Source organism: Streptomyces sp. SJL17-4, from assembly GCF_036826855.1.
GTDB lineage: Bacteria > Actinomycetota > Actinomycetes > Streptomycetales > Streptomycetaceae > Streptomyces.
Genome location: NZ_CP104578.1, coordinates 3,857,341 through 3,878,829 on the forward strand (window position 1 = coordinate 3,857,341; position 21,489 = coordinate 3,878,829).

A 21,489-nucleotide genomic window follows, 5' to 3' on the forward strand; every position below is an offset into this window, starting at 1 on the left:
GTGGTCCACCGGATCCTGATCGTGACGGCCGTGGCGGCGGAGGCGGACTCCGTCTCCGCCGGCCTCGGCCTCGGCGCCCCCGAGCTGCTCCCGCTGCCGGGGGTCTCGTCCTGCGCCGCCACACGGACTCACCGGGCGGTCGCGTGCGGATGATCGACGTACTCGTCGGTGGGCTCGGCCCCGCCGCCGTCGCCGCCTCGACCGGGACCGCGCTGGCGTACGCCGCGCTCACCGGCACCACCGGGTCGTACGGCACCGAGCCGTACGCAACCGAGTCGTACGGCACCGACCACCCCTACGGGCTCGTCGTCTCCGCCGGGATCGCCGGCGGGTTCCAGCCTCGCGCGCCCCTCGGGTCGGTCGTCGTCTCGTCGGCCGTCGTCGCCGCCGACCTCGGCGCCCAGACCCCCGACGGGTACCTCACCGTCGACGAGCTCGGCTTCGGGCGGTCCGTCCACCCCGTGCCGGAGGACCTGACCGGCCGTATCGCCGACGCCCTGCACGCCGCCGGCCTGCCGCACACCGTCGCGCCCGTCCTCACCGTCTCCACCGTCACCGGCACCGCCGGCCGCGCCGCCGAGCTGGCCGCGCGCCATCCCGGAGCCGCCGCCGAGGCGATGGAGGGCTTCGGCGTCGCCGAGGCCGCCGCCGCGTACGGCGTGCCCGTCGTCGAGATCCGCGCCGTGTCGAACGCCGTCGGGCCCCGCGACCGCGCCGCCTGGCGCATCGGCGAGGCCCTGAACGCGCTCCGGCACGGTTTCGAGCTGCTCAGCAAGACCGTCTTCATGGAGCTGGAGCCGTCGTGACCAAGCTGAAGATCGCCTACTCGCCCTGCCCGAACGACACCTTCGTCTTCGACGCCTGGGCCCACGGCCGGGTCCCGGACGCCCCGCGGCTCGACGTCACCTTCGCCGACATCGACATCACCAACGGCTGGGCCGAGAGCGGCACCGACGGCCACGACATCCTCAAGGTGTCGTACGCCGTACTGCCCTGGATCCTCGACGAGTACGCGCTGCTGCCCTGCGGCGGCGCCCTCGGCCGCGGCTGCGGGCCGCTCGTCCTCACCCGGGAGGACGCGACCGGCGCCGACCTCGCCGGGAAGACGGTCGCGGTGCCGAGCGAGCGCTCCACCGCGTATCTGCTGTTCCGGCTCTGGGCGGCCGAGCAGGTGCCGGGAAGGGTCGGGAACGTCGTCGTGATGCCGTTCCACGAGATCATGCCCGCCGTGCGCGACGGCAAGGTCGACGCCGGGCTCGTCATCCACGAGGCCCGCTTCACGTACAGGAACTACGGGCTGCACTGCCTCGCCGACATGGGCGAGCACTGGGAGTCCACGACCGGCCTGCCGATCCCGCTCGGCGCGATCGTCGCCCGCCGCTCCCTCGGTCCGGAGACCCTGCGGCGGCTCGCCGACTCGGCCCGTACGTCGGTGCGGATGGCCTGGGACGACCCGGCGGCCTCCCGCCCGTACGTCATGGAGAGCGCGCGCAGGAGATGGACCCGAAGGTCGCCGACCAGCACATCGGGCTCTACGTCAACGAGTTCACGGCCGACCTCGGCGAGCACGGGTACGCGGCGGTCCGCGGGCTGCTCACCCGCGCCGCGGCCGAGGGGCTGGTACCGCCCCTCGGCCCGGACGCGCTGTCGTTCCCGTAGCCGGGACCGCCGGACGGAGTCCGGCAGCCGCCCGAAGCCCGCGCAGCGGTGCGAGGGCGGCCGAGAGCATCAGACGTCCAGCTGGTCCGCGACCGCGCGCAGCAGGCCCGCGATCTTGGCGCCCTGGGTCTTCTCCGGGTAGCGGCCCCGCTCGAGCGCGGGCGTGATGTTCTCCAGGAGCGTCGTCAGGTCCTGCACGATGGACGCCAGTTCGTCGGGCTTACGGCGCTGCGCCGCGGCGACGGACGGCGTCGGGTCGAGGATCGTGACGGACAGTGCCTGGTCGCCGCGCTGGCCGGCGACGACCCCGAACTCGACCCGCTGCCCCGGCTTCAGTGCGTCGACTCCGGCAGGGAGCACCGACGAGTGGACGAAGACGTCGCCGCCGTCGTCACGGGAGAGAAAGCCGAAGCCCTTCTCGCTGTTGAACCATTTGACCTTGCCGGTAGGCAAAGCACGCACCCCATTCCACCAGTTAGCCAAACCACTGTCTTCGCAGGTCAGGCTATCTAGCGCTTGCTCGTGCCTGCCGTGTCGCCTGGAAGCCTCCCCGGCTCTGTACCCCCCGTCAAGCCGCTCCATCCATACCGGTCGGCACAAGTGGCCGACATCGATTGCGGCTCGCCCGGGAACGGCGAGAAGGCACGCACATCACAGCACATGTCGGTGGTGCCGGGGCGGCGAATGCCTGTGGGAGATGCGACAAAACCCCCTCCTGCGACGAATGGAGGAGAGGGATCTGTCAGGTCAGGCCCACGGGGCCGTAACGGCCTCTCCGCGCGAGCTGCGCCGCTGCTCGTACGCGTCCCACCGGACGCGCAGCGTCTTGGGCAGCTCCATCGGTTCGTAGCCCTCGGCCGGGCCCCCACGTGCCTCGGGATCTTTCAGGAGATGCGGGGATGTCCAGTGCTCCGGAACGTTCCAGCCGCGCCAGAGCCAGTCCACCTGTTCCGGCATGACGAGCTTCTGCTCCGCCGCGAGCCTCGCGATCTCGCCGAGGTCCAGCACGGCCCCGGAGCGCTCTCCTCGAACCATGTCCGGCAGACAGTCACGCCAGACCCACATGGTCACCTTGTACTCGTTCAGGAAGGACCGGCGGTCGTCCTGATCCTTTCCTTCCCATACCTGGCTGTACTGGCGACCGGTCGGCCTGATCGGCGGATCTCTGCGCTCCGCCTCCTGCTTCCTCAGGTGCCGCACCTTGCTCGACAGGGACTTGTGCATCCGCCAGTAGGAGTCCTCCTGCCCCTCGCCGTCGTACTTTCCCGCGAGATAGTCGGCTTCGAGCCTGGTGAGCCGCACCTCGGCCACCCCGAGTTCCTTCTCGTACGAGAGAGCCGCGCCGGCCCGCTCGTACTGCTGCCACTGGCCGACACTCGCGAGGATGATGTCCTCGGCGACCCGGTCCAGTTCCTCACACGAGATATAAGCCCCCTTCGTGCAGGAGCCACCTCGGAACCGGTTCGTGCACCGATAGAAGTACTTCGAGGGGGTACGGGTACCGTCCTTGCGCTTGGCACCGGAGGTCGAGACCCGGGCCAGTGGCGCACCGCACTCTCCGCACTTGGCGATTCCGGCGAGCAGGCTTCTGGATGCCCGGGCCCGCGGCCCGTCGCCGCCACTCTTCTCCTTCGGAGCGATCCTGCCGACCAGGTCGAACCACTCGTTCAGGTCCGCGTGGGGCTGGTCGGGCAGGATGAACGGGTCGCCGTCGTCACCGAGGACGGCTTCACCTTGTACGTGTAGATGCCGGCGAACCAGTTCGAGCGAACCATCTTGTTGATGATCGTGGCCTGCCACAAGACGCCGTTCGGCTCCTGGCCCTTCAACACGCGCAGATGATCGCTCCAGGTGAGAACGCCTTTCGCGTTGAACTCCTTGGCAATCTTGTGCGTGGACTGTTTCCGCTCACGGATCCCGGTCTTGATGTCCTCGATCACAGGCCAATAGGTCTCGTCCCGCGCCAGGACCTTCCGACGTTCCCCCTCCACGGAGACGATCTTGTACCCGGCGGGCGGTGCACCCACGAGCCAGGACTTGTTCTCGAGGCGGGTCTGGACGCCGTTCAGGACACGGGCCTGGATCGCGTCCCATTCGGCCTCGGCAAAGACGGCGGTGATCTGGGCCATCATCTTTCCGGGGCCGGTGGAAAGATCGAATCCTTCCTCGACGCACACGATGAACTTGCCGTTGTCCTGACACCACTTCAGCAACTCGTTGAAGTGGAGGGACCGACGGGTGAAGCGGTCGAGCCGGGATGCGATGAGCACGTCGAACTCGTCGGCGCGGTGGTTGAGCCAGCTGCCGAGCTGAGGCCGCTTGAACGGAGACAGACCACCGGAGACGTCCGTGTCCTCGGCTTCGCCGACGAGGACACCTGCCACATGCGGTGCGTTGAGGTAATGCGTGACACCCCTCCGCTGCCTCACGATGGCGGTCGACTCGTCGGAGTCGGAAGACAGTCGCAGGCACGCCAGATAGCGCAGGTGGGGTTCCATGAGCGGCACGGTATTGCGTGTTCAGGCAGCCTCATAGGACTTGTCGATAAGCACGCGTTTTCGGTGACAAGACGTCGCCGATGTGTTCCTTCGGCCTGGGAACTACCCTGGCCGGATGCGTAACGAAACCCCTGCCGCGCCGGCGAACGACAGCGCTCCGGGTGATGGGCTCGTCAAGGCCGGTGTCGTGCTCTTCGCCATCGGTGCGGTGGCGACGCTGGTCACCGTGGCTCCGCTGTTCCTCGGTACGGACCCGTTCCCCACGGTGGCGTACACCGTCTCCATGCTGATGGGGGTCGGATTCGCCGTCGCCGCCGCCGGGGTGCTGCGCTCGATCGCGGCTCAGCGGCGGCAGGCGCGCAGCGTTCCGGCCGCGTCGGTTCAGGCCAGGTAGCTCTCCCACCAGGGGCGGAACTCCGTCAGGTCCGGCAGGACGACGTCCGCGCCGGCCGCCTTCAGTTCCTCGGGGGCGCAGGGGCCGGTGGCGACGGCCACCGAGAGGGCGCCCGCAGTGGCGGCGCCTCGGACGTCGCCGATGTGGTCGCCGACGTACACCTGGGCGCCGTGGGCGCGCAGGGCCTCCGCCTTGCCCTCGGCCCACAGGCCGCCGACGATCGCGTCCGGCTCGATGCCGAGGTGCGCGAGGTGCAGCTCGGCGTGCGGGCCGTTCTTCGCGGTGACGACGATGGTGCGGCCGCCCGCGTCGCGTACGGCCTGGATCGCGTCCCTCGCGCCCGGCATCGGCGGCGAGGGCTCGATCGCGTACGCCGGGTAGAGCGTCCGGTAGTGGGCGACCATCTCGGGGACCCGCTCCGCGGGGACCCAGTACGCCATCTCGTGCTCGAGCGGCGGGCCGAGGCGGCTGACGACGAGGTCCGCGTCGACGGGGACGCCGAACTCGGCCGAGAACGCCTCCCAGGCGGCCTTGATGCCGGGGCGGGAGTCGATCAGCGTCAGGTCGAGGTCGAAGCCGACGGTGAGCGGGGCGGAGGCGTTTTCCGTGGAGGTCGTCATGGGGCCATTCTCGGGGACCGTTCCGGGGGACCCATGACCCAGGTGTTCGAATATCGCTGCTGCTTACACTGAGCCGAGCCAGTTGAACCAAGCCAAGCCTTACCGAACCTCACCGCCCGATGGGTCCTGATGCCAGCCGCTTTCCGTTCCAGACGGGTCCTCGCGACCTCGGCGGCTCTCGTCGCCCTGCTCCTCGCCGTGCTCCTGAGCCTCGCCGTCGGCGCCCGCGCCATCGCCCCGTCCACGGTGTTCGACGCCCTGCTGCACGGCGGTACGAGCCCCGACGCCGAGGTCGTACGGCAGCTCCGGGTGCCCAGGACCCTCATCGGGCTGATGGTCGGCGCGGCGCTCGCGCTCGCCGGTACCGCCCTCCAGGGCATCACCCGCAACCCGATCGCCGACCCCGGCATCCTCGGCATCAGCCAGGGCTCCTCCGTCGGCGTCGTCCTCGCCATCGCCTTCTTCGGGGTGCACACGCTCACCGGCTACGTGTGGTTCGCCTTCGCCGGCGCCGCCCTCGCCGCGGTCGCCGTCCACGCCATCGCGTCCAGCGGGCGCGGCGGCGCGACCCCGGTGAAGCTGGCGCTCGGCGGGGCCGCGATCAACGCACTGCTGCTCTCCGTCACCACCGGCATCCTCACCACCAAGGCCTCCGCGCTCGACGAGTTCCGGTTCTGGCAGATCGGCTCCCTCGACGGGCGCGACGCCCAGATCGTCGGCCAGATCTGGCCCTTCCTGCTGCTCGGCTCGCTCCTCGTCGTCTCCGTGGCGCGCGGGCTCGACGCGCTCGCGCTCGGCGAGGACGTCGCCAAGGGGCTCGGGCAGCGGGTCGCGACCGTGCGGATCGTCGGCGGGATCGGCGCGACCGTCCTCACCGGCGCGGCGGTGGCCGCCGCCGGGCCCATCGCCTTCGTCGGCCTCGCCGTCCCGCACATCGCGCGGGCCGTCGTCGGCTCCGACCACCGGTGGATGCTGCCGATGGCCGCGGTCATCGGTCCGGTGATGGTGCTCGTGGCGGACGTCGCCGGGCGGATCCTGTTCCCGCCGGGCGAGGTGCCCGCCGGGGTGATGACGGCGCTGATCGGGGTGCCGTTCCTGGTCACGCTCGTACGCCGGAAGGCGGTGGCGGCGTGAGTACGACCACCACTGCTGTCCGACCCACGAAGGACACGCTGCGGCCCGCCGGGTACGGGCTCGTGCGTGCCGGGCGCGCCTCGTTCCTGGTGCACCGGCGGTCCGCCGCCGTCACCGTGGGCCTGCTGCTGCTCCTGGCCGCGTCCTCGATCGCGTACCTCTGCGTCGGTGAGCGGTTCGTCGAACCCTCCGAGGTCGTACGCGTCCTCCTCGGGCAGCCGTCGCCGTCGACGTTCGTCGTGGCGGAGCTGCGGGAGCCGCGGCTCGTCGTCGCGCTCGCCGTCGGCGCCGCGTTCGGGGTGGCCGGCGCGCTGATCCAGACCGTCGCCCGCAACCCGCTGGCCAGCCCCGACATCATCGGCATCAGCCAGGGCGCGGGGGCGGTCACCGTCGCCGCGATGACCTTCGGGCTCACCTCGTACACCGTGCTGCCGTACCTCTCGATCGCCGGCGGTGTGCTCGCCGCGGCGCTCGTGTACGCGTTCGCGTGGCGCGGCGGGCTGCACGCGACGCGGTTCGTCCTGATCGGCATCGGGTTCGCGATCGCGCTGCGGTCGCTCACCACCCTCTTCATGACCAAGGGCGACTTCCTCGTCGCCCAGCAGGCCCAGATCTGGATGACGGGCTCGCTCAACGGGCGCGGCTGGGACGAGTCCGCGCCCATCCGCTGGACGCTGCTGCTGATGCTGCCCGCCGTGCCGGTGGGCGGCCCGCGCGCAGCGGACCGTCTCCCTCGACGACGACACGGCGACGGCGCTCGGCGTACGGCTCGGGCGGGTCCGGCTCGGGCTCGTCGCGGTGGGCGTCGTCCTCGCGTCCGTGGCGACGGGGGTCGCGGGCCCGGTCGACTTCGTGGCGCTGCTCGCGCCGCAGATCGCCCGCCGGATGACCCGTACCGCGCAGATCCCGCTGCTCGCCTCGGCGCTGACCGGCGCCGCGGTCGTCGTCCTCGCCGACCTGATCGGCCGGCGGCTCCTGTCGCCCGTCGAACTTCCGGTGGGCGTCCTCACGGCGGCCGTCGGCGCCCCGTATCTGATCTGGCTCATCGTCCGGAGCCGTACCGCAGCATCCTCAGGAGGCAAGGCGTGAGCAGGCTGACCGCGCGCGAGCTGACGCTCGCCTACGAGGACCGCACCGTCGTCCACGAGCTGGACCTGGCGATCCCCGACGGCAAGGTGACCGTGATCGTCGGCCCCAACGCCTGCGGCAAGTCGACCACCCTCCGGGCGCTCGGCCGGCTCCTCAGGCCGGCGGGCGGCGCGGTCCTCCTCGACGGGGAGGAGCTGGCGAAGCTCCCGACGAAGCGGATCGCCCGCTCGATCGGGCTGCTGCCGCAGACACCGGTCGCGCCGGAGGCGATCACCGTCGCCGACCTGGTCTCACGCGGCCGCCAGCCGCATCAGGCCTGGTGGAAGCAGTGGTCGGAGGAGGACGAGCGGGCGGTCGTCGAGGCGATGGACCGCACGGACGTGGCCGCGCTCGCCGACCGCTCCGTGGACGAGCTGTCGGGCGGGCAGCGGCAGCGGGTGTGGATCGCGATGGCCCTCGCCCAGGAGACGGACCTGCTGCTCCTCGACGAGCCGACCACCTACCTGGACATCTCCCACCAGGTGGAGGTCCTGGACCTGGTCCGCCGCCTGAACCGGCTGCGCGGCCGCACGGTCGTCCTCGTCCTCCACGACCTGAACCAGGCGGCCCGGTACGCCGACCACCTGATCGCCATGAAGGCGGGCCGGGTGGTGGCGGAGGGGCCGCCGGGGGAGGTCGTGACGGAGGAGCTCGTACGGGATGTCTTCGGGCTGGCGTCGGTCGTGGTCCCGGACCCGGTGACGGGGTCGCCGCTGGTGGTGCCGGGGGCGCCGTGGCACGCGGATGCGGATGTGAAGGTTTCTGCGGGGTGAGCTGAGCTCACCCGGTCAGTGCCTCCGGGCCCTCCACAGCAGGAACAGGGCCGACGCGACCGCCGCGCCCCGCAGGACCCACGGCCAGGTCTCCGAGATCGCCACGCCCATCGCCTCGCCGCCCGCGGCCACCGGCTCGCCCCAGCGGCCCTCCACACGGCCCCACAGCCAGGCCATGCCGGACGCGGCGGCGAGGCCCGGGATCACCAGGACGGCGCCCTTGACCTCGCCGGGGGTCAGCCGGCGGGAGGCGTACGCGATGAGCCAGCCCGCGGCCAGGGCGACGAGTGAGCCGAAGAGCGCGCCGCCGAGCAGCAGGAGCGCGGCGAGCAGGACGAAGGGGCTGGTGAGGCGGAGACGGGAGACCGGGGCCGCCTCGGGCTCCGTGCCCTCGTCCGCGTCCGGTTCGGCCTCGGGGGCCGTCTGCCTGCGGCGGAGGAGGATACGGGCGAGGCGGCGGCGCTTCCCGGGGACCGGGTCCGCCGGGTCCGCCGCGTCCTCGTCGTCCTCCCAGTCCCCGTCCCCGTCCCGGTCGTCGTCCCCGTCCCGGTCGTCGTCCTCGCCCTCTTCGGCGACGGGCTCCTTGAAGAGGTCCGGGCGCTCGACCCCGCCGACGAAGCCCGGGAGGCCGTCGGCGGCGTCGACCTGCCACCAGTCCGTGCCGGCGTCCGCCCCGGCGAGGCCCACCGCGTCGGTGGTGTCGGCGACCGCGGCGTCCGGGGCCGGAGTCGCAGTCGGCTCAGGCATCGGCTTCGGCGTCGACACCGGGGCCGCTCCCTCGCGGGACCGGCGGCTGCCCGGCACCCACCCGAGGCGCTTCCCCGACCGTTCCCCCGCGCGAGGCTTCGGCACAGGCTTCTTCGCCGGCTTCGAAGGAGGCGTGGGCGGCGGCGCCGCGCCCGGGCCCTCTGCCCGTTCCACCACCTCGTCAGGGGTTCCCAGCGCGCCGAGGATGCCTCGTATCGCCGCCGGGCTCTCCTCGCCGTGGGTGGCGCGGCGGCGGTCGATCTCGTTGCGGAGGGTGGACACCAGCCGCATCCGGTCGCTCGCCGGCAGCTGCCGCTGCTGGGCCAGATCGCCGACCCGGCTCAGATAGTCGTAGACCAACTGGTCGCTCTCGATCCCCACGCTGCCCCTCCACGGCCGGTTCGCCCGGTACGGCCCGACGTTAGCGCCTGCGCAGCGGCTAACGTGGTCCGGATGGGGATCGGTGAGCTCGACCGGGAGGCGCACGTGCCCGAGGTAACTGGCGCCGCCGCGGCGCCCCGCACACTCGCTGAGGCGCTGCGCGCGCGGGGCGACGAGGGGCTCGCCGCGCTGTTGCGGGCCCGGCCCGATCTGTTGAGTCCCGTGCCGAACGATCTGACGCAGCTGGCGACGCGCGCCGGGACGCGGGGTTCGGTGGTGCGGGCCCTGGAGCGGCTCGACAGGTTCGCCCTCCAGACGGCCGAAGCGCTGGCGGTGGCACAGGACCCGGCGCCGTACCCCGTACTCCTGGGGCTGCTCACTGGCGACGAGGGTGATCCGGTGATCGAGGCGGCGCTGCCGGGTGCGGTGGCACTGCTGCGTGAGCAGGCGCTGGTGTGGGGCGAGGACGACCGGCTGCGGCTGGTGCGGACGGCGCGGGAGCTGCTCGCGCCGTCGGCGCAGCATCCGTCGCCGACGGGGCTCGGGCCGACGGTGGCCGAGGCGACGTCGGGGATGTCGCCGGGCCGGGTGCAGGAGATCATCGCGGCGGCGGGGCTGCCGGGGACGCACGACGCGGTGTCGGCGGTGGCGGCGTTGACGGAGCTGTTCACGGACCGGGACCGGATGGGGGCGCTGCTCGACACGGCGTCGCCGGACGCGTTGTCCGTGCTCGACCGGCTGGTGTGGGGTCCGCCGTACGGGGAGGTGACGGCGAATCCGGCGCCGCCGGTGCGGTGGCTGCGTGACCGGGGGCTGCTGCTGCCGGTGTCGCCTCGGACGATGGTGCTGCCGCGTGAGGTGGCGCTGCATCTGCGGGGCGGGCGGGCGCACCGGGTGCCGGAGCCGGTGGCGCCGGTGCCGGGGGTGTTGCGGGAGTACCGCCCACAGGTTGTGGACAGTGCGGCGGCCGGGCAGGCACAGCTGGCGCTCGCGACGGTCGAGGAGCTGCTGAAGTCCTGGGACAGGGGTGGGCCGCCGGTGCTGCGGGCGGGCGGTCTGTCCGTACGGGATCTCAAGCGGACGGCGGCCGCGCTGGACGTCTCGGAGGAGACGGCGGCGTTCTGGCTGGAGCTCTGTTACGGGGCGGGGCTGCTGGCGTCGGACGGTGAGGCTGACGAGCGGTACGCGCCGACTCCGGCGTACGACGACTGGCTCGATCTGCCGCCGGCGGAGCGCTGGGCGCTGCTCGTCACGCCGTGGCTGACGGCGACCCGTACGCCGGGGCTGGTCGGGGGTCAGGACACGAAGGGCCGGACGCTGTCGGTGCTCGGTCCGGATCTGGACCGGTCGCCCGCGCCGGAGGTCCGGCACCGGGTGCTCGGGCTGCTCGCGACGCTGCCGCCGGGTTCGTCGGTGGAGCCGGAGTCGCTGTTCGCGCGGCTGAGGTGGGAGCGGCCGCTGAGGGTGCGGCGGCCGGCGAGGAGGGCGGCGACCTGCGGTCACGGCTGGCCCGCTGGGCGTTGGCGGAGGCGGAGCTGCTCGGTCTGACCGGGCGGGGTGCCCTGTCGGGTCCGGCTCGTGCGCTGCTGAACCTTCCGCTGGCGGAGGCGGCGTCCGCCGGGGCGCTGGGCGGGGGCGTGGAACTGTCGGTGGCGGCGGGGCGGGCGGCGACGCTGCTGGCCCCTCTGCTGCCGGAGGCCGTCGATCACGTACTGCTCCAGGCGGATCTGACGGCGGTGGCGCCGGGGCCGCTGCGGCGGCCGCTCGCCGACGCGCTCGCGGTGCTCGCGGACGTGGAGTCGAAGGGTGGCGCGACGGTCTACCGGTTCACGCCCGGGTCCGTCCGGCGGGCGCTCGACTCGGGCCAGACCGCCACCGATCTGCACGAGTTCCTGAAGGCGCACTCGCGGACGCCGGTCCCGCAGCCGCTCGCGTACCTGGTCGACGACGTGGCGCGGCGCCACGGCCATCTGCGGGTCGGGGCGGCGTCGGCGTATGTGCGCTGCGACGACGACACGGTGCTCGGCGAGATCCTGGCGGACCGCCGCTCGTCCTCCCTCGGCCTGCGGCGGCTCGCGCCGACGGTGCTCGCGGCGCAGACGGACCCGGGGTCGCTGCTCGACGGGCTGCGGTCGATGGGGTACGCGCCGGCGGCCGAGTCGACGACGGGCGATGTCCTGATCACGCGGGCGGACGCGTACCGCACGGGCGCGCGTACGGCCCCGGTGCCGGTGCCGGACGGCCCCCGGCGCCCGACACGACGCTGCTCGGGGCGGCGGTACGGGCGATCCGGGCGGGCGACCGGGCGGCGACGGCGGTCCGCAAGGAGCCGGCGGCGGCCCCGACGGCGGCGGGCGCTCTGCCGCGCACGTCGGCGGCGGAGACCCTGGCGACGGTCCAGGCGGCGGCGATGACGGGTTCGGCGGTCTGGATCGGCTACGTGAACGCGGAGGGCGGGGCGAGCCAGCGGGTGATCGCCCCGGTGCGGGTGGAGGGCGGCTTCGTGACGGCCTACGACCACACGGCGGACGAGGTCCGCACGTACCCGCTGCACCGCATCACGGGTGTCGCGGAGCTGGCGGACGACCAGGTGTAGGGCGTGTCCTCCGGGTCGGTCCCGAGAGCCCGGACCGATCCGGAGGACAGGTGTCAGGACCTCGGGCTGACGAGCGCTTCCGGGTCGACCTCCAGCGGGAACGGCTTCTCGATCAGCGTCGTCCGCCCCGCCTCGGCGACGGTCCGCTCCACGTAGCGGCCGTCCTGCAGCTCGCAGACGACCAGCGTGGGCACGGGCTCCAGCTCAAGGCGCCAGAGGTGCTCGATGCCGGCCTCCGCGTAGTACGGCGGCTTGAGCAGCCGGTCGGTACGGCGGCCGGACGACGAGGGCGAGACGATCTCCACGACGAGCAGCACGTCGTCGGCGTCGTACGTGATCGGGTTCTCCGCGGCGGCGGCGGCCTCGACCACCACGATGTCCGGGATGAAGAGCCCGTCGGGCAGGATGAGGTTGACCGCTTCGAGGACTTCGGCGGGCACGCCGTACGCCTCCATGGCGCGATCCAGCAGACTCCAGAGACGCGACGACGCCCGCTGGTGCTTGGTTCCCGGAGCCGGAGACATCATGAGCGCTTCCCCCATCAATTCACGACGCTGACCGCGGTCCTCCCCCAGTGCCAGGACTTCTTCTATGGTCCAGGGCCCGTAGTGCGGATCGTGCGCGACGCTCATCTCGCCACCTCCCTCTCGTGGAACCGGTCGCCTTCAGTGTGGCAGGGCCCACCGACAACCGCCGGACCTCAGGCACACTGGATGTTTGGCCCGTGCGAAGGGATGTACGTACGTGAACGGTCCACTCATCGTCCAGAGTGACAAGACGCTGCTCCTGGAGGTCGACCACGAGCTCGCCGACGCCTGTCGGCGGGCCATCGCGCCGTTCGCCGAGCTGGAGCGCGCACCCGAGCACATCCACACGTACCGGCTGACGCCCCTCGGGCTGTGGAACGCGCGGGCCGCCGGGCACGACGCCGAGCAGGTCGTCGACGCGCTCGTCGAGTACTCGCGCTATCCCGTGCCGCACGCGCTGCTCGTCGACATCGCCGAGACCATGGCCCGCTACGGGCGTCTCACGCTGTCCAAGCATCCGACGCACGGGCTCGTGCTGACCAGCACCGACCGGCCCGTGCTCGAGGAGATCCTGCGGTCGCGGAAGGTGCAGCCGCTCGTCGGGGAGCGGATCGACGCCGACACCGTCGTCGTGCACCCCTCCGAGCGCGGGCAGATCAAGCAGACGCTGCTGAAGCTGGGGTGGCCCGCCGAGGACCTTGCCGGGTACGTCGACGGCGAGGCCCATCGGATCGACCTCGCCGAGGACGGCTGGTCCCTGCGGCCCTACCAGAAGCAGGCCGTCGAGGGCTTCTGGCACGGTGGGTCCGGCGTCGTCGTACTGCCCTGTGGCGCGGGGAAGACGCTGGTCGGGGCGGGTGCCATGGCGCAGGCCAAGGCGACCACGCTCATTCTCGTCACCAACACCGTCTCCGCCCGCCAGTGGAAGCACGAGCTGGTCAAGCGGACCTCGCTCACCGAGGACGAGATCGGCGAGTACAGCGGTACGAAGAAGGAGATCCGGCCGGTCACCATCGCCACGTACCAGGTGCTCACCACCAAGCGGAAGGGGATCTACCCCCACCTGGAGCTGTTCGACTCCCGGGACTGGGGCCTGATCGTCTACGACGAGGTGCATCTGCTTCCCGCGCCCGTCTTCAAGTTCACCGCCGATCTGCAGGCCCGGCGCCGGCTCGGGCTCACCGCCACCCTCGTCCGCGAGGACGGGCGGGAGTCCGACGTGTTCTCGCTCATCGGGCCCAAGCGGTTCGACGCGCCCTGGAAGGAGATCGAGGCGCAGGGCTACATCGCGCCCGCCGACTGCGTCGAGGTCCGGGTGAACCTGACCGACTCCGAGCGGCTCGCCTACGCCACCGCCGAGGCCGAGGAGAAGTACCGCTTCTGCGCCACGACCGCGACGAAGCGGAAGGTGACCGAGGCCCTCGTGAAGAAGTTCGAGGGGCAGCAGATCCTCGTCATCGGGCAGTACATCGACCAGCTCGACGAGCTGGGCGAGCACCTGGACGCGCCCGTCATCAAGGGCGAGACGCCGAATTCCCAGCGGGAGAAGCTCTTCGACGCGTTCCGGACCGGCGAGATCAGCGTGCTCGTCGTGTCGAAGGTCGCGAACTTCTCCATCGACCTGCCCGAGGCGACCGTCGCCATCCAGGTGTCCGGCACCTTCGGCTCCCGCCAGGAAGAGGCACAGCGCCTCGGCCGGGTGCTCCGGCCGAAGGCCGACGGGCACCAGGCGCACTTCTACTCGGTGGTCGCGCGGGACACCATCGACCAGGACTTCGCCGCCCACCGGCAGCGGTTCCTGGCCGAGCAGGGGTACGCGTACCGGATCGTGGACGCGGACGAGTTGCTGGCGCCGTAGGGGCGGGCACGGTCCGGTCAGTCCAGGATCTGGAGGAAGACTCCGAGGACCCCGAGGGCGTACTGGGCGATGACGAGGGCCCGACGGGGCGTGGCCGGCATCAGAGCCCGGGGAGTGACGAGGGCGACGAGGCCGGCCGCCGCCGCGAAGGGGAACATCCAGAAGGCGGCGTCGGTGAAGCCTCCGCCCACGCCGTCCCCGCTGACGCCGTCGCCGATGACCAGGGTCGCGGTGAGAACCAGGAGCGCGGCGAGGACGAGGAAACCGCCGAGGGCGGTGAAGCGCAGGTCCCGAGTGGTGCGGACGAAGTCGTCGGTCGTGGGCGTGGGCGTGGTCGGCGTCATGAGGTGATCACATCAGGCGGCGGCCCGCCCGCCACAGACGTTCTCGTACTCAGTCGGGGCCGGGGGCGTACTCAGGGCGCGGGTTCCCGACGCCGGCCTCGGGCGGGCCGTAGTCGCCCAGGAGGACGACGCCCGCCGCCGCACCGCCGAAGGCGCGTATCGCGCGCAGGGCGGTGCCGAGGGGGCGGACCCGTGGAGCGGCCCCCTGGAGCGGTCGGTCAGTCCATGAGGGCCAGCACGGGGCCCGTGATCGCCAGGGCGTATTCGGCGATCACCAGGCCCTTGCGGGGGGCGATCAGGGCCGCCACTCCGGTGAGGGCTCCGACGCCCAGGGCCCAGAAGCCCGCCGTGACGAATCCCTTGGCGGCGCCGTCCCCCTCGACGGCGTCGACGATCACCACCACGATGGTGGCGACGTAGCACACGGCCAGGAAGACGAATCCGAGTCCGGCGATGACGCGCAGGGCGCGGGGGCTCGGGGCGTAGGGGTCGGTGCCGGGGGCGCGGTCGGTGAGGTCCGTGCGGTCGGTGGGCGTCGTCGTCATGGGGCGATCACATCAGGGAGCCGTCCCGTGGCGACAGACGTTCTCGTACTCAGTCGGGGCCCGGCGCGTACTCAGGGCGCGGGTTCCTGACTCCGGCCTCGGGCGGGCCGTAGTCGCCCAGGAGGACGACGCCCGCCGCGGCACCGCCGAAGGCGCGTATCGCGCGCAGGGCGGTGCCGAGGGGGCGGACCCGGGGGCGGGTCGCGGTGGTCACGAGGGTGAAGGTCGTCGCGGTCATGTCTCCATGATGGAATTCGGACATTCCGAACACATCGGTCTGGGGGGTGAACCGGGGTGACGGCCGTGTCCGACGTGAGGCGGACCCCGTCCCCTACGGGGTGGATCCCGGGGAAAACCGTTCGCCTTGGCCCCCGCCCTGGAGTTACACTCGCCAGCTTCCCCGCCTCCCTCCGTGGAGAGCCGCCGCCCGGTCGGTAACCGGCGGCCACCTCGACGTGTCCGCGTACTTCTCCCCGGAGGCTCCGCCGTGCCCGTGTCCGACGATCCCCTCGCGCGCGAGCGTGCCCATCTGACCTCCTCCCGCGCCGCCCTGCGCGCGATGCGCGAGGACGTGGAGGCGCTCGACATCAAGGACGTCACCGCGAACTGGGTGAACTCGCTGGTCCTCGGGCGGCAGATCGAGGACCGGATCAAGGCGCTCGCGGACCTGTCCCACACCCCGCTGTTCTTCGGGCGGCTCGACTATCTGCACACCACGCAGGAGGGGCAGCGCTTCTATATCGGGCGGCGGCACGTGCACGACGCCGACGGCGACCCGATGGTGATCGACTGGCGCGCGCCGGTCTCGCAGCCGTACTACCAGGCGTCGAAGAAGGACCCGCAGGACGTCGGGCTGCGCCGGCGCTTCGGCTACACGGGCGGCGAGCTCACCGCGTACGAGGACGAGCACCTCTCCGACCCGGCGGAGCTGGAGCAGACCAGCCGGCTGCTTCAGGCGGAGATCGAGCGGCCCCGTGTCGGCCCCATGCGGGACATCGTCGCCACGATCCAGCCCGAGCAGGACGGGATCGTCCGGTCCGAGCTCTCCGGGACCGTGTGCGTGCAGGGAGGGCCCGGGACCGGTAAGACCGCCGTCGGTCTGCACCGTGTCGCCTATCTGCTGTACGCGCACCGGGAGCGGCTCGCCCGGACCGGCACGCTCGTGATCGGGCCCAACCGGTCCTTCCTGCACTACATCGAGCAAGTCCTTCCCGCTCTCGGCGAGTTGGAGGTAAAGCAGGCCACCGTCGACGACCTCGTCGGCGGGCAGGTCGAGGTGCGGGGCACGGACGAGGCCGCCACCGCCGTCGTCAAGGGCGACGCCCGGATGGCGGAGCTGCTGCGGCGGGCGGTGCGTTCGCACATCGCGCTGCCCACGGAGTCCCTCATGGTGGTGCGCGGGTCACGTCGCTGGCGGGTGCCCGCGTACGAACTGGAGGAGATCGTCCGGGAGTTGATGGACCGCGACATCCGGTACGGGGCCGCCCGCGAGGCGCTTCCGCAGCGCATCGCGCACGCCGTCCTGGTGCGGATGGAGGAGGCCGGCGAGGCGCCCGACGACCGGGTGCAGAACGCCGTCGCGCGCAACACGGCCGTGAAGGCCGTCGTGAAGGAGTGCTGGCCGCTGGTGGAGCCCGCGAAGCTGGTGCTCCGGCTGCTCGGTGACCCGGAGTTCCTTGCGGAGCACGCCGAGGGGCTGTTCACCGAGGACGAGCAGAAGCTGCTGCTCTGGACGAAGCCCGCCCGGAGCGTCAGGACGGCGAAGTGGTCGGCGGCGGACGCGGTCCTCATCGACGAGGCGCGGGACCTGGTGGAGCGGACGCATTCGCTCGGCCATGTCGTCCTCGACGAGGCGCAGGACCTGTCCCCGATGCAGTACCGGGCGGTGGGCCGGCGCTGCACGACCGGTTCGGCGACCATCCTGGGCGACCTCGCGCAGGGTACGACCCCGTGGGCGACGGCGAGCTGGGCGGAGGCGCTCGGGCACCTGGGGAAGCCGGAGGCGGTGGTGGAGGAGCTGACCGCCGGTTTCCGTGTGCCGCGTGAGGTCATCGCGTACGCCTCCCGGCTCCTGCCCCACATGTCGCCGGGGCTCGCGGCGGTGGAGTCGGTGCGTGAGAATCCGGGTTCGCTGGACGTACGGCGCACGGACGCGCTCGACCAGGACGTCGTCGCGGCCTGTGTCGAGGCGCTGGCCCACGAGGGCTCCATCGGGCTCATCGCCGCCGACGCGCGGATCGCCCCGCTCGCGGAGGCGCTGACGGCCGCCGGTCTCGCGTACCTCTCCCCCGGCGAGGAGACGACGGCCGAGTCGCGGCTGACGCTGGTCCCTGCCTCGCTCGCGAAGGGCCTGGAGTACGACTACGTGGTCCTGGACGAGCCCGCGGCCGTCGTCGACGGCGAGCCGGACGAGCGGACCGGTCTGCGGCGGCTGTACGTGGCGCTGACCCGTGCCGTGTCCGGGCTGACGATCCTTCACTCCGCGCCGCTTCCGGAGCAGTTGGAGCCCGTGCGGGTGTGAGGCGAGGCGGGTGTGAGGCGAGGCGGCGCGGGGCGACACGCGGGCGCCTCGGCCGTCGACCGATGAGTTTCTTCGGGAGCGCCGGTCTATAGGTTGTATCCGCTGCTGAGCGCCGGTGCTGAGCGGCCGTCATGAACCTCACGGGAGACTCCAGATGCGCACCTTGATCAGTACCGCCTTCGTCTCGCTCGACGGCGTCGTGGAGGCGCCCGGCGGCGAGCCCGGCTACCGGAACTCGGGCTGGACCTTCAAGGACGTGGAGTTCGTTCCGGAGGCGTACGCGCTCAAGGGCCAGGAGCAGGGTGAGGCCGGGGCGATGCTGCTCGGCCGGGCCAGCTACGAGGCGTTCAGCGCCGTCTGGCCCGACATGGAGGACTTCGCCGGCTACAAGGCGATGCCGAAGTACGTCGTGTCCACGACCCTCACCGAGGACGACCTGGTCGACAACTGGGGCGAGATCACGATCCTGCGCTCGATCGACGAGGTCGCCGCGCTGAAGGAGACCGAGGGCCGCCCGATCATCATGCACGGCAGCGCCTCGCTGGGCCGGGCGCTCTCGGACGCCGGTCTGATCGACCGGTACAACCTGCTCGTCTTCCCGCTGCTGCTGGGCGCGGGCAAGCGGCTGTTCAGCGAGGCGGACAGGGACGCGCAGAAGCTGAAGCTCGTCGAGCACGAGGTGTACGCCAACGGCATCCAGAAGAACGTGTTCGACGTCGTCCGCTGAGGCGGTGAGGCGGTGAGGCGGTGAGGCGGTGAGGCGGTGAGGCGGTGACCTACAGCGTCGCGTACTCCGCGAGCGCCTCGGTGCGGGTGCGGCGGGCGACCGCCGCGAGCACCGGGTTCTTCTCACGGTAGTAGTGCTCGGTCACCAGGCCCCAGGCCAGGGCCCAGCCGCGTCCGCGCGCCCAGGTCGCGTCGTCGACGCGGGCCGCCTCGCGGAAGAGCGGGCGGGTGTCGGCGGTGAACAGCGTCCAGGCGGGCATCGTGTCGCAGGCCGGGTCGCCCGTGCCGACGCCGCCGAAGTCGATGACGGCGCTGAGGCGGCCCTCGCGGCCGAGCAGGTTGCCCGGGAGCAGGTCGCCGTGGACCCAGACCGGTGCGCCGTCCCACTGCGGGAGCCGCAGGACGGCCTCCCAGGAGGCCGTGGCCAGTTCCGCGTCGATCAGGCCCTCGGCGCCGAAGTCGCGGATCACGCCCGGCAGGTGGCCTTCCTCCCAGGTGGTGACGTGGCCGCCCCGGAAGGAGGCGGGTCCGTCGCTCGCGTCGACGGCGCGCAGGGCGGCGCCGAAGCGGCCCAGTTCGACGGCCGCGTGGGCGAGGTCGGTGAGCGGGACGTTGTACGTGTCGTCGCCGTCGAGCCAGCGGTAGACGGACCAGGGCCACGGGAAGTCCGCGCTCGCCCCGGCGCGCCCCACCGGGACCGGGACGTCCAGCGGCAGGTGCGGGGCGAGCAGGGGCAGCCAGCGCTGTTCCTTCTCGACGTGGTGCGCGGCGTACGGGACGCGGGGCAGCCGTACGACGAGGTCGTCGCCGAGCCGGAACATGACGTTGTCCGTGCCGGCCGACCGCACGGCCCGGACGGGGAGCCCGGCCCACTCGGGAAAGCGCCCGGCGACGAGCCGTGCGACGAGTTCGGTGTCGACGACAGGCTCGTCGGACGGCGTGGTCGGGGTCGTGGTGGCTGCCATGCCGGGGAGGTTAGCTCGCGCCCGCCGAGCGGGGCGACGCGTTTTCACACGGCCTCGTAGGGGCGCGCGCCCGCGACCCGCCGCCCCGGGCGGGGTACGGTCCGGGGCCACCCGGGCCTGTACGTCCAAAACCGGCCGCCGGGGCCCACGCGTCGGGCCGGCCGCCGGAGCCTGACAGGTCTCCGGGGACGGCCGCCGAGGCCCACACGTCGGGGGACGGCCGCCGGGGCCGGGCGCGTCCGGGGACGGCCGCCGGGATCTACCCGTCCACCGCCTCGCGCCACGCGCGTACCGCGTCCGCCGAGACCGGGGCCGCCCAGCCCTGGGGGCGGGCCGCGCCGCCGATGTGGAAGGCGTCGAGACCCGCGGCGCGCAGTTCGGGGAGGTGGTCGAGGCGGAGGCCGCCGCCGACGAGGATCCGGGCCTCGTAGCCGGGCTCGCCCGCGCGGGCGGCCTCGGCCTTGAGGGTGGCCAGTCCGTCGTCGACGCCGGTGGCGGCGCCGGCCGTCAGATAGGTGTCGAGGCCGGGCAGGTCGGCGAGGCGCTTGCGCAGTCCGTCGCGGTCGGCGGCGCGGTCGATCGCCCGGTGGAAGGTCCAGCGGCAGCCGTCGAGGACGGCGATGAGGCGCTCGACGGCCACCAGGTCGGGCTCGCCGTCGGGAGTGAGGAAGCCGAGGACGAACTCGTCCGCGCCCGCCTCGCGCAGTTCCAGGGCCCGGGCCACCAGGGCGTCGACGCCCTCGGGGCCGCCGGCCGAGAAGCCGTCGGTGAGGCGGAGCATCACGCGCAGCGGGATGTCGACGGCGGCGCGGATGGCGGCGAAGCCGGTCCGGGACGGGGTGAGTCCGTCCGCCGCCATGTCGGTGACGAGTTCGAGCCTGTCGGCTCCACCGGTCTGGGCGGCGACCGCGTCTTCCTCGTCGAGGGCGATCACCTCAAGGACTGCACGGTTGCTCATCGAGCCCATTCCTCCATGAATGCGTCTCTACAGGTCTAGTCCAATGACCAGCCTAGCCGTGCGAGTGGCCTCCCGCATCGTGCGTGGCCTCACCGGCTGCGGGGACGGACGCCTTCGTCCCGGCCGACGCGCCACCCGCGGTGACCGTGAAGGCCGCCGTCCGCACCTTGCCCTCGTGCTGGAAGTCGAGGAACAGGCGGTACGTGCCCGCGCTGGGCGCCGTCGCCGTGAAGGAGACGTCCGGGCCGGGGCCGCCCTCGTTCGGGTGCACGTGGAGGTAGGCGAGGTCGCCGTCGCGCAGGGCGACGAGGTGTCCGTACGCCCCGAGGTACGGCTCCAGGTCGGTGACCGGCTTTCCGGCCTTGGTGACGGTGAGCCGGAGCTCGCCCGCCTTGCCGGGGTCCAGGGTGCCGCCGAGGCGGACCTGGTAGCCGTCGACGGTGGAGGTCGGGGCGACGGCGGGCAGCGGCTTCGGCGCGTACGCACCCGGTACGGAGAGGTCGACGCCGAGCGTGATGCCCCGGGCGCCGGGCGCGGCGGGCTTGAAGTCGGCGAAGGCCTTGTAGCCGCCGGCGGCGGGCAGGTCCGCGGTCACCGACCAGGTGCCGTCGGCCGCCTTCACGGGGTGCAGGTGGCGGAAGGTGTTGAGGTCGCGCGAGGCGACGATGAAGTGCAGTTCCTTGCCGTGTTCGGTGGTGAACGCGGTGACCTTCCTGCCGGCCGAGTCCTTGATGGAGAACTTCAGGACACTCTTGCCGGCGGCGGGGACGGGGGTCTCCATGGCCAGGGTGTAGCCGCCTTCGGAGACCTGGAGGCCGCCGGGGGTGTTCGCGGCGGCGGTGCTCGCGGGGGCTTCTTCGCCGTGCCCGGCGTGACCGTCGGCCGCCCCGCTCTTCGAGGGCGCGGGCGCGGCCGCGTGCTCCCCGTGCCCGGCCTTCTCGGGCTCCTCGACGGGGCCGACGCCCGCGCCCACCCCGTATGCGGCCCCGAAGGTCGCGGCGAGTGCGGCGGCATAGGCAGTGATCTTCACTCCGGTGTTCATGGCTGCTCTCCCGTACGTGGGTGGTGGCGGCGTCGTAGCCGTTCGATGCACTTCACCATACCCCTGGGGGGTA

General features: G+C 72.5%; 18 protein-coding genes and 4 pseudogenes. 10 read left to right on the plus strand and 12 right to left on the minus strand.

Annotated features, from left to right (window positions below):
- Both N5875_RS17080 and N5875_RS17085 read left to right on the plus strand, forming a co-directional pair.
- Positions 1–806, plus strand: a pseudogene (locus tag N5875_RS17080) (futalosine hydrolase).
- Positions 803–1,659 (plus strand): annotated as a pseudogene (locus N5875_RS17085) (1,4-dihydroxy-6-naphthoate synthase). The pseudogenes N5875_RS17080 and N5875_RS17085 overlap by 4 nt, the downstream one beginning before the upstream one ends.
- 69 nt (positions 1,660–1,728) lie before the next feature.
- Here the strand turns inward: N5875_RS17085 and N5875_RS17090 are convergent.
- The 3 genes from N5875_RS17090 to N5875_RS17100 all read right to left on the minus strand — a co-directional run bounded on the left by N5875_RS17090 (position 1,729) and on the right by N5875_RS17100 (position 4,157).
- Positions 1,729–2,112, minus strand: coding sequence for a cold-shock protein (locus N5875_RS17090; RefSeq protein WP_318212558.1), 384 nt, complete (start codon positions 2,110–2,112; stop codon positions 1,729–1,731).
- Positions 2,113–2,406: 294 nt separating this feature from the next.
- Positions 2,407–3,420 carry a zinc ribbon domain-containing protein gene (locus tag N5875_RS17095; RefSeq protein WP_338499182.1) on the minus strand — a complete coding sequence of 338 codons (1,014 nt, stop codon included), beginning with the start codon at positions 3,418–3,420 and terminating at the stop codon, positions 2,407–2,409.
- On the minus strand, positions 3,327–4,157 hold the full coding sequence (locus N5875_RS17100; RefSeq protein WP_338494589.1) for a recombinase family protein: 831 nt from the start codon (positions 4,155–4,157) through the stop codon (positions 3,327–3,329). The genes N5875_RS17095 and N5875_RS17100 overlap by 94 nt, the downstream gene beginning before the upstream one ends.
- 115 nt (positions 4,158–4,272) lie before the next feature.
- On the opposite strand from N5875_RS17100, the gene N5875_RS17105 reads away from it, so the two are divergent.
- The gene (locus N5875_RS17105) at positions 4,273–4,551 is read left to right on the plus strand and encodes a hypothetical protein (protein ID WP_338494590.1); all 279 of its coding nucleotides are present in this window, start codon (positions 4,273–4,275) and stop codon (positions 4,549–4,551) included.
- Here the strand turns inward: N5875_RS17105 and N5875_RS17110 are convergent.
- Complete coding sequence (locus N5875_RS17110) at positions 4,539–5,171, minus strand: HAD family hydrolase (RefSeq protein ID WP_338494592.1); 633 nt, start codon at positions 5,169–5,171, stop codon at positions 4,539–4,541. The two genes, N5875_RS17105 and N5875_RS17110, sit on opposite strands and share 13 nt — an antisense overlap.
- 129 nt (positions 5,172–5,300) lie before the next feature.
- Between N5875_RS17110 and N5875_RS17115 the strand changes: the two genes are divergently transcribed.
- The 3 genes and pseudogenes from N5875_RS17115 to N5875_RS17125 all read left to right on the plus strand — a co-directional run bounded on the left by N5875_RS17115 (position 5,301) and on the right by N5875_RS17125 (position 8,206).
- Positions 5,301–6,305, plus strand: a complete 1,005-nt coding sequence (locus N5875_RS17115; RefSeq protein WP_338494595.1) for an iron chelate uptake ABC transporter family permease subunit — start codon at positions 5,301–5,303, stop codon at positions 6,303–6,305.
- Positions 6,302–7,394: pseudogene (locus tag N5875_RS17120) on the plus strand (iron chelate uptake ABC transporter family permease subunit). Before N5875_RS17115 ends, N5875_RS17120 begins: the two are co-directional and overlap by 4 nt.
- Positions 7,391–8,206, plus strand: a complete 816-nt coding sequence (locus tag N5875_RS17125) for an ABC transporter ATP-binding protein (protein WP_338494597.1) — start codon at positions 7,391–7,393, stop codon at positions 8,204–8,206. Before N5875_RS17120 ends, N5875_RS17125 begins: the two are co-directional and overlap by 4 nt.
- A gap of 15 nt (positions 8,207–8,221) precedes the next feature.
- Here N5875_RS17125 and N5875_RS17130 read toward each other — a convergent pair whose 3' ends face one another.
- On the minus strand, positions 8,222–9,334 hold the full coding sequence (locus N5875_RS17130) for a hypothetical protein (RefSeq protein WP_338494599.1): 1,113 nt from the start codon (positions 9,332–9,334) through the stop codon (positions 8,222–8,224).
- Positions 9,335–9,406: 72 nt separating this feature from the next.
- Here N5875_RS17130 and N5875_RS17135 point away from each other — a divergent pair.
- A pseudogene (locus N5875_RS17135) lies at positions 9,407–11,930 on the plus strand (helicase C-terminal domain-containing protein).
- 53 nt (positions 11,931–11,983) lie between these two features.
- Here the strand turns inward: N5875_RS17135 and N5875_RS17140 are convergent.
- On the minus strand, positions 11,984–12,562 hold the full coding sequence (locus N5875_RS17140; RefSeq protein WP_318212566.1) for a Uma2 family endonuclease: 579 nt from the start codon (positions 12,560–12,562) through the stop codon (positions 11,984–11,986).
- A 112-nt stretch (positions 12,563–12,674) separates the two neighbouring features.
- On the opposite strand from N5875_RS17140, the gene N5875_RS17145 reads away from it, so the two are divergent.
- Complete coding sequence (locus N5875_RS17145) at positions 12,675–14,315, plus strand: DNA repair helicase XPB (RefSeq protein WP_318212567.1); 1,641 nt, start codon at positions 12,675–12,677, stop codon at positions 14,313–14,315.
- Between the two features lie 17 nt (positions 14,316–14,332).
- On the opposite strand, the gene N5875_RS17150 is transcribed toward N5875_RS17145, so the two are convergent.
- From N5875_RS17150 to N5875_RS17160, 3 genes are all read right to left on the minus strand, one after another.
- Positions 14,333–14,659, minus strand: coding sequence for a hypothetical protein (locus N5875_RS17150; protein WP_318212568.1), 327 nt, complete (start codon positions 14,657–14,659; stop codon positions 14,333–14,335).
- 218 nt (positions 14,660–14,877) lie between these two features.
- A complete protein-coding gene (locus tag N5875_RS17155; protein WP_338494601.1) occupies positions 14,878–15,204 on the minus strand; it encodes a hypothetical protein in 327 nt (108 codons plus the stop codon).
- A 49-nt stretch (positions 15,205–15,253) separates the two neighbouring features.
- Entirely contained in the window at positions 15,254–15,442 is a 189-nt protein-coding gene (locus tag N5875_RS17160; protein WP_318212570.1) for a hypothetical protein, read from the minus strand.
- Between the two features lie 249 nt (positions 15,443–15,691).
- Between N5875_RS17160 and N5875_RS17165 the strand changes: the two genes are divergently transcribed.
- Together N5875_RS17165 and N5875_RS17170 are read left to right on the plus strand one after the other, a co-directional pair.
- Positions 15,692–17,725 carry an ATP-binding domain-containing protein gene (locus N5875_RS17165; RefSeq protein ID WP_338494604.1) on the plus strand — a complete coding sequence of 678 codons (2,034 nt, stop codon included), beginning with the start codon at positions 15,692–15,694 and terminating at the stop codon, positions 17,723–17,725.
- A gap of 154 nt (positions 17,726–17,879) precedes the next feature.
- Positions 17,880–18,452 carry a dihydrofolate reductase family protein gene (locus tag N5875_RS17170; RefSeq protein WP_318212572.1) on the plus strand — a complete coding sequence of 191 codons (573 nt, stop codon included), beginning with the start codon at positions 17,880–17,882 and terminating at the stop codon, positions 18,450–18,452.
- Between the two features lie 49 nt (positions 18,453–18,501).
- Here N5875_RS17170 and N5875_RS17175 read toward each other — a convergent pair whose 3' ends face one another.
- From N5875_RS17175 to N5875_RS17185, 3 genes are all read right to left on the minus strand, one after another.
- The gene (locus N5875_RS17175; RefSeq protein ID WP_318212573.1) at positions 18,502–19,416 is read right to left on the minus strand and encodes an aminoglycoside phosphotransferase family protein; all 915 of its coding nucleotides are present in this window, start codon (positions 19,414–19,416) and stop codon (positions 18,502–18,504) included.
- A gap of 259 nt (positions 19,417–19,675) precedes the next feature.
- Positions 19,676–20,374 carry a copper homeostasis protein CutC gene (locus N5875_RS17180; RefSeq protein WP_338494607.1) on the minus strand — a complete coding sequence of 233 codons (699 nt, stop codon included), beginning with the start codon at positions 20,372–20,374 and terminating at the stop codon, positions 19,676–19,678.
- Between the two features lie 52 nt (positions 20,375–20,426).
- Positions 20,427–21,416 (minus strand): hypothetical protein, encoded by a 990-nt coding sequence (locus N5875_RS17185; protein WP_318212575.1) that lies wholly within the window; start codon positions 21,414–21,416, stop codon positions 20,427–20,429.
- Positions 21,417–21,489 lie beyond the last annotated feature (73 nt).